A 12,858-nucleotide genomic window follows, 5' to 3' on the forward strand; every position below is an offset into this window, starting at 1 on the left:
TTTCTGGCGCACAGTGGAATGTTGATAGTGTTAATCACATCCTCTCTATTCGTTGTGCTTATCTCAATGGTTTATTAGCTATTTGAGTCTTTCTGCCAAAAGTGGATGCTCCCTGTAACGTTGTTGTGGGTTGGTAACTTTAATGTCATAGCTTTAGTTCAAAGTTGGAAAAAGGTGTAGAACAAATATTTGGAATCAGAGAAAATGTTAAAGGGTACTGGGTCAGGGGAAATTCCATCCCTTTCCCCCTTATCCTTTCCCCCTGATCCTCTTTTATAAGAACTACACCTCTAGAGCATGTGGAAACGCTAACTAATAAGCCAAAGTTTAGGTCTTTTATTTCTAAAAAATCAATAACCAGGAGTCTACAAAAAAATCGTACTTTTGGCTAAATTTGGATTTCCATGTCTTCTTCAGTAGAGGATTGAAACTGGTTTTGTTTCGAGCCAACTACTGATGATTGATTTGATTGGAAGGGACTTGTGCCGTCATTGAAGATTTCTTGTGCAAGTGTGCGATCGCTCTCCAAGATATATCCTGCAACGTGTTTAGGCATTCCTGCTGTTATGGCTTGGGCTAGTAAAGCTTTAGTAAATTCTGGTGATGCTTCACTCTCGCCCAAGACTTGCAATACAGACTCAGCATCAGCAGTAGTCATTTTGGTGATGTCTTTAACTCCAGCTTCTTGCCAAACGTCATCGAAAAATTCCACTGAACGTTCATCAAAACTTTGAGACGCAGCAAATTGGGCTAGCTGTTGAGCGTAAACTTGGTCGTTATTCATAATAGGTATAAATTGTAGCTGTAAGATGTTGGTGAAAGGTTAAACCAATTCGCAATTCGCTTTTTCGCCCATTCGCAATTACGTTTTGTAACGGGGATTTTAATTAGGCATCAAAACGTGCAGCCTATAGAGACAGGGGACTTAAACCCCCAAATTCTGTTAAAGGGAAAATTTCATTCTTCCCTGTACCCCACAAATACCAAGAAGTCAAATTCTTCAACTGTTCAAAGGCTTGTCGCCGTAACGATTTTTGGCGTATTCACGCAGTTGGGCAAGACCAGAGGTAGGGATAGATGGTCGTGGTTTATTGGGGTCAGGGACTAAATCTTGTTTGCGGTCGTAAGCAAAGTTCTTGTCTAACATCAATATATAAGTAATATGTGCCGTCCAGACATCAGCGACGCGCTCACCAAGACCCTTAGTATCAAGAGGGGTGGGAAATTGTACCCCGCCATTCCAAACAATAGGTATACCTTCATTTTGAAAATGGTCAGTTAACTCCTTCTTGACAAAATCAGCAGTGCCACCACAAATGAGAATTTCATCAAGTGAAGGGATGTTTCGTATCCAGCGTACAAGAGCGCGACAGTAATCAGAGCGAACTTCAGGGAGAATGTTTTGAAATAATTTTAAGTCGGCAGATACACCTTCGGGTGTGGCTTGGCGGGACAAAGAACGTAGAGGAGCAAAGTTGCCCTTACCAGCAGCAATGATTGCAGTCACTAAATGTTCATCTTCTTTGGACAAGCCAACAGCAGTGCGTTGGACAAATTGCTGTACTAACCAATTCATACCTAAATCAGTAGTTTCAGCCAAAGCCGGATTACCTTTTTGGCTGAGAACGAAACTAGCGTTCCGGTAGCCAAGCATCAGCAAACCGATATTCTTTTGCGTATATGATCCAGCCAGAGTGCGACTGCGGTATATCATAATCCCACTGCCTTCCGGGGCAACATGAAAATTACGCAGCTTACCTTTTAATTTGTTGGTGGGAGTTACAATTCCCCGGTTGAGTGATTGCCCTAACTTTTTACCGAGATTATGAGCATTACTAATTTCTCCTGGTGGCATCAATACTTGGATAAAGGCATCAATATTATTGGTATCGAACTGAAACTGACGGCAAGCTAACCACAACAAAGCAGCCAGTTTTGGTAAAGCATAATGAGATTTTAAATCTCGCAGTGCAGAAGTCCCAGCAAAAACACTTTTTGCCAATGCACCCAAAACATAATACTCATCGCCCATTCCGACCCAAATACTGGTGTTATATGAGTTTGGGACGAAACGCGCCACAGAAGTTTTAGAGACATCAGCGATTTCAGGTGGCATCGCTAATACTATTGGCACACCTGAAGGATAAATCTGAGCGATCGCTTTTGTCTCACTGCCACCAATGTCAGCTGAGATAACGATTTTAGGAGTATTAACAGCAGGTTCAGGATTTGGATTCGGTTTATTCATGAATTACCTCAAAGGGCTGAATGTGTAGGGGTTGCATGGTATTAAGGATGAAGAATGTCTGACTTTTCACGGGAAATACTACAACCCTTATCAAGGCTGAGTATAGGGGGTAGGGTATTGGGTGTAGAGAACCGATATTGTTTTACTGCACCCCAATACCTGCTCCCTACCCCTCTCATCCTTATAGATTTATCGAAATCAAACGTACTATTCGACTAAACCCCAAATAATTTACTAGCCCTTTTCATCTCCTCTGTTATTTCTACGGCTATTAAATCGTTCTCGTAGTCATAATCTTCTTCATCTGGGAGCAAAATTTCTTCTCTAACTTCAACATCATTAGATATAGATAGTGCAGTCGTTGAGTCAGGCTCTTGAGAATTAACTTGTTCTGTCTTATCGAATGAGCCGCCCTGATCTGGGATAGCACCTGGGTAGTCAGCAGTGGTATTCATCAGTTGAACAACAGTACTCATTTGAGGTGAAATCCCAAAAACCTCGCGGATAAGAGATGCCTGACCTTCTAATTGTTTGATTGACCAGATTGCTATTCGTCTTAATTCCTCGTCACGCACTCCTACAGAATGCATCACAAAAGGTAGCCAGTAGGCTTTGATAGTCGATATCACTATTTCTGATAAGCTTCCTAACTGAAAAGGATTCGATTGTAAATAACTAAATACTTTGCCATCTCCAGTATCAGTCCCACGCTTAATCGAAACTATTACTTGCTTTATTTCATCCATGTTTAAAAGTGAAAATTTTCTAGCATAGGTCACATAAATTCCTGCTGACCCTTTTCGCAAGAATTAAATATGCCTTAGTGACTTTTAAATCTGTTCAATTTCTTGGCACTAATAGATTGTATTATAATCGCCAATAATGATTAGCACTCCTCTTATTTTAAAACAATAAAATGTAGAGTACTATACATTTTATTGCGACTGTTGTTTGACAGGTCTAGGGCTACTCTACACCTGTCAAGCACCTGTTGAATGACTGCTATAGAGGAACGAGGTAGTTGATTTTTGATTTTCTCTACGACTGTCATTTGACAGGTGTTTAACAGGTGTTTGACGGGTGTAAAGTTTGGTCAAAATTAGCCTGTAGCCGCACTTAAAATAAACGTACCTAGTATGATTATTTAGGCTATTCTTGATTTGAGAAAAATGCCATTTTTAAGTTTGAGTACAAATACTCAGTAAGTCTAAAAAATAATTTTAGTTATTGCGTGAAATATTGTTGACGAGAGAAAAAAAGGTGGGCGGGAATGGCGTATGCGATCGCTCGTTTAAAAAAAATAAAGCAGAAGGATATAGGGAGTAGCGCGTCTCACACATCTCGTGAAAGGGAAACACCGAACGCTGATTTGTCGGTAGAGAATATTAGGTTTATAGGCAGCAGCGATCCCGAATCAAGGTTAGAAGATTTGGTGATGGCAAAGATAAATGAGGCTCCGCAACACAGGAAGATAAGGACTGACGGTGTTTACTGCGTCGAGATGTTACTGAGTGCATCGCCAAGTTACTTCCGTGCCTCATGTCCAACCCAGGCAGGGTATTATGAGCAAAATAAATTAGATGTTTGGCTAGAAGCGACGCACCAATGGTTGTCTGAGGAATACGGTTCGCGGATAGTCAGGGCAGAATTACATTTAGATGAAGCCACGCCACATATTCATGCTTACTTTGTGCCAGTGGATGACCGGGGTCAGCTACGGTGTAATCACTTTTTCAATGGGCGGCAAAAAATCCAGGCATTTCAGGACTCCTACTATGAAACGATGCGGCTGATTGGCTTGGAGAGGGGGTTGAAGGGTTCCAGAGCCAAACACGAGGATATAAAGGATTTTTACCGGATAGTAGAAACGGGACGGAACCTGGAAGTATCAGAGTTAAATTTGGAGCAAATCAAAGCCAAAGCCGCAGATCGAGACAGGGCAGCCCGTCAACTTCAACAAATGGAAGCAACAGCTAGAGAACTGGCTCAAGCTAATGAACTGCTTCAACAACGCATTGCTCAATTAGAGAAAGAGAAAAAGGAATTAGCTAAACAGACTCAACAATTGCGTGAATTAGCCTTGGAAGATGTGGCTTGGGAGTTAGGTTTAGACTTTGAACCCTGTCAATCTAACTCTTGGGTGGGTCATGGCCACATCATTGATATAAATGGGGATAAATTTCAGTCTGCCTCCCCAGGAGTAGAAAAGGGGGGCGGGGCGATAGATTTGGTGATTCAAGTCAACAATTACAATTTGCGACAGGGTTTGGCGTGGCTCAATGACAGATTTGGGGAATCGGGGGCAGAACGAGCAGCGATCGCCGCAGTCAAAAAACAAACAGCAGATATTCTTCAAACCGAGCCAGCCCCCAAGTTTGTCCCACCAGTTGAGGATAAAAGCAAGTGGCTTGCAGTACATGATTACTTGACTCACTTCTGGGGATTGCCATCAAACTTTGTACACGGATTTCACCAATCGGGGTTGATTTACGCTGACAAGGAGCAAAATGCAGTGTTTGTAATGCGAGATTTAAACCATCAAGTAAAAGGGGCTTACCTTGAAGGGAGTGAATTTAAGGGTTTGGCCATTGGAAGCGATCGCACAAACAGTTGGTTCCATTTCCAGTTGGGGGAGCGAGGAACGACCAAAGTAGAAAAAGTGGTACTTTGTTCCTCAACGATTGATGCTTTCTCATACGCAATGTTGGAATATTCCAAAACTGGGTCAATACCAAAACAGCGAACACTGTACATGGCACTTGCTGATCCCAAAAGTACACCAGTAGAGCGATTAGAGGATATTTCTCAAATTAAAACGGCGTTCAACTCTGATGAATTCGGGGAAGCCACCGCACTAGCTGTTAAGAAATTACTGCCCCATGCTAGACGCTCAAGACCCAAAGCACTCTCTTGGAACCAGGATCTGTTGCTTGAAAAGTCGCCGCACCAACAACCGCAGCGTGAGTCAGAGGCGGATCTAAGTCTTTAATGGCTCACGCTGCTTGAGTGCGAATGAAAGGCTAGTAGTTTGCCAAAAAAACTTGGCTCTTTAAAGGGGAAGTGGGGATAAGGGGCAGGGGGAAAGGGTTTAAATCCCAAAACCAGTCCCCTTTTCCCTTTCCCTAGTCCTCACAAGCGCATTTTTGGGTTGGCAGACTACTAGAAATAGGAAACGCGCTTTATGAAAACAATGGACAGAAGTATGAGAAAATTAGGGACTTCAGGCTGTGAGTAAAAAGTGAGTCAGCCTTTATTATCAGTTTGATGCTCAATAATTTACCTATGAGTTCACAACTGATAGAAAGAATATTTTCTCTTTACGAACAAAACAATCCTTTAATAGCAGTGGAATCCCCATTGCAAGAGAGGATAGGCTTACTCAAAAACCTAACTCAAAAATGCATTAATAGTGGTATTAATTGTTATCTTTGGATGTTAGAGGATGACAAACTATACCAATTAACAATAGTGATTGGGGATTGGCATTCTCAGAAATTCAAGAATACAACAGAATCGCTTTTAAAGTTGTACGCGAAGATTCCTTTGAGATTTTGCGGTTTTGGAAGACAACCCAGTTACAAGGGATTTTGATCCTGGAAGGGATATATCCGTGGCTTGGACAAGGAGCGACGGATGCAGATTCCTTCCTGACAGCAGAATGGATTAAGTCAGCGCTGATTAACATTAAGCTTTACAACCATAACTCCTGTAAAACAGCTTTGTTGCTGGGGTCAAACGCAAGCCTCAAGTCAGATATAGCTGGTCTAATACCCACAATTACCCAAGAGCTACCCACAGTTGAGGAAATTAACGATTATCTGGCACAAATATTACCCGACTCAATTACACTAGTCCAAATCAATCAAATAGCGAATACTTGTGTAGGGATGTATTTGGCAGATATTGAAACAGGGGTAAAAACTGCCCTAGCAATTGACAAAGCCCCTTTGGGGCAGGGTGTGGGGTGTGGGGTGTGGGGTGTAGAGAAAGCTCCAACAACCATCTTCGTACAAGCCCCGTCTTCACTACACCCAACACCCTACCCCCAACACCCTATTTTTGACAACAGTGAATTAGTCAAAAAAGTTTCTGCTTATAAAATTGAGTTGCTCAAACGAGTTTACAATGTAGAATTTCTGCAACCAATGACAATTCCTGTCGGGGGACTAGAGTTAATGCAGTCAGCATTTAAGGGATACAAGCGCCTCCTGACACCGTTAGCGAAGTCTTACAACTTGCGCCTACCAAAAGGTGTTTTATTGATTGGCCCACCCGGAACAGGTAAATCTCACTCCGCTAAGGCTTGTTCTCAAATACTGGGATTACCCTTAGTAATCGTGGAGTGGGGTAATTTCCGCAGCTATGGAAATATGGCGGAATACAAGCTCAAACAGTTATTGGCACTAATAGACCGAATTAATCGTATAATATTATACCTGGATGACTTTGACAAGGGATTTGCTGGTGACGATGATTTATCACGAAGACTCGCGGGGATGTTGTTAACCTGGATGCAGGAAAGAACAAGTGATGTACTGATAATCGCTTCAGCCAATAATATCCAATGGCTACCACCAGAGTTAACCAGAAGTGGACGGTTTGATGAGATATTCAAAATAGACTTACCAAACAACGGCGAAAGACATTCTATATTTAAGATTCACCTAGCAAGATTTGACAAGCGCTTTGCTGATGGTGGAGATGCCTTTACCCCAGAAGAATGGCAAAGATTATTGAAGGTAACACATCGCTGTGTTGGTGCAGAAATTGAGGCAATCGTCGAAAGGGCAGCATTCTCAATATTTTGTCAATCCTTTGATGAAGAAACTCCAGCACTAGAGGATTTGCCGCCATTACAAATTACCCTAACTGCACTATTAGAATCAAGAAAAAGCGTAAATCCTCTGGCAATACGTGAAGCTGACCGAATAGAAAGTATGCGTAATAAGGCAGATTTGCAAGGACTACCATCTAGTCCGGTGGATTCATCAATATATAGTCTGGGCGATATCGATATTTTTGGTAGTTAATTTTATGCAAATGCTGAAATCTCAGTCAAAAATCGATTGGTATGCTGCTGGCTTTAAGCTGCTAAACATCGCTGGGCCACTAGCTGGGGTGTCAGTAATCTTGTTCACAGCAGTAGTATCTTATATCGAAACTCGTCCCCAAAAATTGCCGATTCAGTATAAGCTTACTCACAATAACCAGACCTTTTATTTAGAAGCGGCAAATAAAACACAAGAACTAGAGAAAGGACTCAAATGGAGAAATAATCTAGAGAGCGATCGCGGAATGTTGTTTAACTTGGGTCGAGAGTATAATCATGTACCGTTTTGGATGTACCAAGTAAAAGTGCCGTTAGACATCATATACCTTAAAAATAATGTGGTGACAACCATAATTCACAATGCACCACCATGTATGAAAAATCCTTGCCCAATTTATTACGGTGTCACTGCGACACAGGTTTTAGAGCTAAAAGCGGGTGCTAGTAATATTCAAGTTGGGCAGAAATTAGTAATAGAGCCTATACCTAAGAAATTGTAACAAATATTCTCTGTAGCCAAAAGAACTAGTTTTTTTTGTACTAGAGTCTGTAGGAGTTTGAAAGTGAGTTGTGAATAATGTGGATAAGATTTCATGAACTCGCAAATTATGCAAATATCTGACTACGAAAATTCCAACACAACAACCTCTGGGACAAGACAAACAGCAGCCCTACCATCAAGAAAAAAGAAAGTTATTGAAGGTAGCACAATTGGGCTGATGGGAGTAACGGGAGCATTAATGATTCTGGAGATGTCAGTCCACAACATAATGCTTGGAGGATTGATGATTGCAGTCGCAATAGCAGTTGCAATTCCAAAACAAACACAGGCATTATTAACAAATTTTGAAAAGCTACAACGGAAATGGGGGGTGAATTTATATGCAATATTGTTTGCATTTCTATCGGTAGTATTTTTGTTAGATTTTGCTTCTTCCCCAGCCGAAGCACAGTTTTTTAACAATGCTCAAACCTGGATGACTGGTGCTTTTGGCAATGCTGGTAACGGGCAAACACAAGCAGTTATAGAATTGTTCTTCAACGTATTGAGGGGTCTATTCCTACTCTATGTAGGTATCAGTTTGGTAAGAATTGTTCAAGCAGCCCGAAACGATGAAGATTGGCAGACATTAGCCAGGACTCCATTAATTATAGTACTTTCAGTTTTTGTGGGAGACTTAGTTACTGGTTTAATTACTGGAGCATAACTGTTAAAGGCAACACCTATTTAGTCGCAGCATTTCTTGAATGAGAAAAAGTGCCTTAATTCAAGAAATGCTTCATATTAACAAGTACTAAAAGAAGATGAGAGATGAAAATAAATTTAGAAGTGTAAATAGAATTTTAGGAGATAGACCCCGATTAGGCCCATTTCCCGCCGATCAGATTTTCCCTTGGTCAGTTATAGCAATATTAAATGTATTCATTTTCAACTATATGTTGAAAACAAGCTGGTTAGGCACAGGATTAAGCATAGCTTGGGGATGGGCAACATGGTGGTTACTTTCATCAAATCAAGAATTTTTTGGCAAGTTTGTGGCAGTGCCTCGGATTACCAGAGGATACAAACGACATAATTCGTAATTGATGCTACACATTTTTATATTTACATTGATGAACAAGGATGCTTTGTTCCTCTTTAATTACGAATTACGAACTTGTACTGAGCTTGTCCTTCTTCATAGTCGTAAAGCCTGCGGCATAGCTACGCTTAGGGCGCAGCCTCTCCAAGAGTTGAGCGCAGCCAAAGTATTACTAACCACGAATTACAAACTACGAACTATTAATTACGTTAGCGTAGCGGGGCGCAGCCCATTACGAATTATTAAAGTTATGACAACAAAGTAGACAGATAAGATCAAGAAACAAAGATTAGAAACCGAGCAAATTAATGTAGTAAAAACTCTCACACCCTTTGAAGATATTATCCATTTAGCTGGGGTTTGCGATGTTGCTTTGGGAGGGAGAAAAGGGATAGGAGCATTAATTCTGAAAAATGGGGAATCGATTCAAATCAAATTCTGTTTTGACTGTGTAGGAATTCATTCTAACTTAGCCTCGGAGCAAATTCTCCCAATATTTGAGAGCATAGAGGCAGGTTTAAAAGAGATCCCATCAGGAGAGTCATTAACCATACATTTAGGTTCCTTTACAGACGATTATTCCAGACAATCAGAATTAGAGTCTATCGAAACTAATTGTGATATTGAGCAATTAAAATTATTAATTAGGAGCGAGAGGTTACGAATCAAAGAACTAACCAAATCTGGAGTCAGGAAGAACAAGTTTTTAAGATTATGGTGTACCTATACAACATTAGCTGAGTCAGAGAGAAGCCAAGACATCGTAGAATCGGCAATCAGAAAATTAGAGAAAGTTTGGTTTAAATTCACCGGAGAAATTCATGCTTTTAACAATAGAAGGATTGAAAATATTCTCAGGAATTCATTTAGTGATGGGTTTTTGCAGTGGGAATCGTTGCTAAGTAACAAAATGAAACTAGGGATCAGAGTTTTGAGCGCTGAAGATATTTGGAAAGTCTTATGGCATCAATTTAATCTGACATCACCAACAGCGATTCCTAATCCCTTAGTCATTAGTCAAACCCAAGGATTGGTAGAAACTCAAACAAGCGATTTTCACATTCGGCATCATCTGTTGGAAAATGAAGAATCTGTTCCATTCTTAGATCGGCAATGGGTAAAGATTCAAGATAAATATATTGGGGTGATGAACTTTAGCCAAAAGCCGGGGGGCTGGATAGATGAACGCTCTCAATTACGATACCTTTGGGAATTAATTTCCAAAGAAAGTATCTCAGATACAGAAATTATCTGTCAAATCACTAAAGCTAATCAGGCAATTACCAAAACTAATTTACAACGCCTTACTAAACAGTCAATTACATCGACTGCCTTATCAACAAATAAAGGAAACATCGATGTTAAAGCTGGAATCAATATTGAAGAATCTGTAGAAGCGCAACGAACCATTTACAAAGGAAGCGTTGTCGTTTATACCGGAGTAGCTTTTCTTGTCCATAGAAAATCAACACGAGAACTCAATGAGGCTTGCAAATATTTAGCTTCCTACTTTTTAAGACCAGCAGCAGTAGATCGAGAAAAAGAATATGCATGGAAAACATGGCTTCAGTGTTGTCCGTTTGTTTGGGAACCACTGCTGGCAAAACCTTTTAACCGCAGATTACCTTACTTCAGTTCCGAAGCACCAGGGCTGATGCCTTTGATTCGTACAGCTACAGGAGATCGGGCAGGCTTTGAGTTGATTGCCGAAGAGGGGGGTACGCCAGTACACCTGGATTTGTACAAACAACATAAAAATATAGCAGTTTTTGGTGCAACTCGTTCCGGGAAATCAGTACTGGTGGCAGGAATTTTAACACCTGCACTAGCCCAAGATATCCCAGTAGTAGCGTTAGATTATCCCAAACCAGACGGGACATCGACATTTAGTGATTACACCAATTTGTTAGGTAAAGATGGTGCATACTTTGATATTTCCAAAGAGTCGAATAATTTGTTTGAGTTACCTAATTTAAGGGGGATGGATCAAGAAACCATTAATGAAAGATTAAATGATTTTAAGGAATTCTTGAAATCAGTGTTAATCACAATGGTGATTGGAACTAGCGTGATTGGCGTTAGCCCTTCCATGATTACTAATATTGAATCAATCATTGCCCTAGCCTTGAAAACATTTTTTAATGATGATGAAATCAAAATCCGGTATAAGTTGGCATTAGCCGCAGGAGTTGGCACTAAAGCTTGGTTGGAAACTCCCACATTACAAGATTTTTTGAATTATTGTTCACCAGCATTTCTGAAGATAGATTCCATAGCCAGCAATAGCCAGGAAATTTTATCAGCCTTGGAGCAAATCAGATTGAGATTAAAGTACTGGCTCTCAACAAGAGTTGGAGAATCAATCAGTCGTCCCTCAACTTTCCGAACTGATGCTAAGTTGCTAGTATTTGCGCTGCGGAATTTATCAAGTGAGGCAGATGCAGCGATTTTAGCTTTATCAGCTTATGCCGCAGCCCTACGACGTGCTTTGTCTTCCAAAGCTAGTATTTTCTTCTTGGATGAAGCGCCGATTTTATTCCAATTCGATGCGTTAGCCGAGTTAATAGGAAGGCTTTGTGCCAATGGTGCAAAAGCAGGGATACGGGTGATTCTTTCGGCTCAAGAACCAGAAAGTATTTACCAAAGCAAAGCCGCAGCGAAAATCTTCGCCAATATTACAACACTTCTGGATCGGGAGAATTCAATCATCGGCGGTAGATCCTTTTGTTGATAGATTTAAATACTCTTATGAAATCATCCAAAACAATAGTACAGAGGCTTTCTATCCAACAAAATCCGGCATTTACTCACAGTGGTTATTGGATGATTCAGGCAAACTTACATTCTGTCGTTATTACCCAGCGTACTGCTTATTGGCCGCAGTCGCTAATAATCCTTCGGAGCAAGAATTACGAATTTTATTCTTGAAAAAATATCAAGATAATCCAATACTAGGACAAGTCATGTTTTCTGAAGATTATATCAAAATGATTCGAGGAGAGCCATTATCTTCAACAGCCCAAGAATTACTTAGGAGTTTAAATTCTAAAACTTTGGTAATCACATCAATTTAAAAAAGGGAGTATCTCAGTATGAAGCGACTTAAAAGGATTAGTCTAGCCGTCATTATATCTAGTGGAGTTACGACTCTATTAATTACTGCACCGAGTTATGGAATATCACTAGACCTAAATACTTTTTTGGCTTCAATTAGGAGTCAGATTCAGAGCGAAATGAGCCAAATTAGCAATATAGCTTCAGATAAAATTAATAATTTATGGGCAGCAGCCCAAGAGGATGCTAATTCCGCAATTAATGGTGCTACTGGTATGATGGGTGCGCCAGATCCAGTTGAAAGTGGTCAGCGTCTGAAAGCATCGTTAGCATCGGACTCTGACTGGGCAAGAGCATCAACGCAAGCACAAGACTTGCAGCGAGAAATTACTAAAGCATCAGTTTCTGGTGTGTTAGGGCAACAAGGTCAGCAAGATACTGTCAACAAAATTGATCAAACTACGCAAACGGCTCAAGATGCTTCAAACCTGGGACATCTTGCACAAGAGATGAATGCCTCACAGAATATTTTAAAAGTAATAGCAGCCCAAAATGGTCTGGTGGTTTCGATGCTGGCACAACAGCGCACTGATTCATTGCAATCACGCTCTGATACCGCACAGTCTAATATGATGCTGACCCAAATTGCAGAACAATTAACAGCAAATCGCCAAAAAGAAGACATTCAACAAGAAGGATTAATTTCTCTCAATCTCGAAGTTGCTGCTATGTCTGTACTCGATCCTACTTACTCACGGGAGCAACGCGATTTTGTGAGGTCGGATCAAAAACCAGCGATCGCTAAAACTTACATTTGTGTATGAAGTAATTTTATTTACAATTAGCATACGTAATTACACGACAAATCATCTTGATGAGATATCTCAAAAAGATTGCTAGTAAATCATTTTACGATTATTTCC

Annotated in this window: 9 protein-coding genes and 1 pseudogene; 7 read left to right on the forward strand and 3 right to left on the reverse strand. The window is 40.6% G+C overall.

The genetic code is table 11. The annotated features are described in order from the left end of the window. Window positions 1-388: 388 nt before the first annotated feature. The 3 genes from H6G97_RS35360 to H6G97_RS35370 all read right to left on the reverse strand — a co-directional run bounded on the left by H6G97_RS35360 (window position 389) and on the right by H6G97_RS35370 (window position 3,027). The gene (locus H6G97_RS35360) at window positions 389-784 is read right to left on the reverse strand and encodes a hypothetical protein (protein WP_190945144.1); all 396 of its coding nucleotides are present in this window, start codon (window positions 782-784) and stop codon (window positions 389-391) included. A gap of 216 nt (window positions 785-1,000) precedes the next feature. Further along, complete coding sequence (locus H6G97_RS35365) at window positions 1,001-2,248, reverse strand: ParM/StbA family protein (protein WP_190945145.1); 1,248 nt, start codon at window positions 2,246-2,248, stop codon at window positions 1,001-1,003. A 215-nt stretch (window positions 2,249-2,463) separates the two neighbouring features. Further along, window positions 2,464-3,027 (reverse strand): hypothetical protein, encoded by a 564-nt coding sequence (locus tag H6G97_RS35370; RefSeq protein WP_190945147.1) that lies wholly within the window; start codon window positions 3,025-3,027, stop codon window positions 2,464-2,466. Between the two features lie 491 nt (window positions 3,028-3,518). On the opposite strand from H6G97_RS35370, the gene mobV reads away from it, so the two are divergent. From mobV to H6G97_RS35405, 7 genes and pseudogenes are all read left to right on the forward strand, one after another. After that, on the forward strand, window positions 3,519-5,237 hold the full coding sequence (gene mobV, locus H6G97_RS35375) for a MobV family relaxase (RefSeq protein ID WP_190945149.1): 1,719 nt from the start codon (window positions 3,519-3,521) through the stop codon (window positions 5,235-5,237). 490 nt (window positions 5,238-5,727) lie between these two features. After that, window positions 5,728-7,278 (forward strand): ATP-binding protein, encoded by a 1,551-nt coding sequence (locus H6G97_RS35380; RefSeq protein ID WP_242055709.1) that lies wholly within the window; start codon window positions 5,728-5,730, stop codon window positions 7,276-7,278. Between the two features lie 4 nt (window positions 7,279-7,282). Beyond that, window positions 7,283-7,798 carry a DUF192 domain-containing protein gene (locus tag H6G97_RS35385; protein WP_190945151.1) on the forward strand — a complete coding sequence of 172 codons (516 nt, stop codon included), beginning with the start codon at window positions 7,283-7,285 and terminating at the stop codon, window positions 7,796-7,798. A 93-nt stretch (window positions 7,799-7,891) separates the two neighbouring features. Next, complete coding sequence (locus H6G97_RS35390; RefSeq protein WP_242055711.1) at window positions 7,892-8,506, forward strand: hypothetical protein; 615 nt, start codon at window positions 7,892-7,894, stop codon at window positions 8,504-8,506. Between the two features lie 97 nt (window positions 8,507-8,603). Next, window positions 8,604-8,882 carry a hypothetical protein gene (locus tag H6G97_RS35395; protein ID WP_190945153.1) on the forward strand — a complete coding sequence of 93 codons (279 nt, stop codon included), beginning with the start codon at window positions 8,604-8,606 and terminating at the stop codon, window positions 8,880-8,882. Window positions 8,883-9,155: 273 nt separating this feature from the next. Continuing rightward, a pseudogene (locus H6G97_RS35400) lies at window positions 9,156-11,955 on the forward strand (hypothetical protein). Window positions 11,956-11,973: 18 nt separating this feature from the next. Next, on the forward strand, window positions 11,974-12,759 hold the full coding sequence (locus H6G97_RS35405; RefSeq protein ID WP_190945155.1) for a hypothetical protein: 786 nt from the start codon (window positions 11,974-11,976) through the stop codon (window positions 12,757-12,759). The last annotated feature ends 99 nt before the right edge of the window (window positions 12,760-12,858 follow it).

Source organism: Nostoc flagelliforme FACHB-838, assembly GCF_014698065.1.
GTDB classification, from domain to species: Bacteria; Cyanobacteriota; Cyanobacteriia; order Cyanobacteriales; family Nostocaceae; genus Nostoc; species Nostoc flagelliforme_B.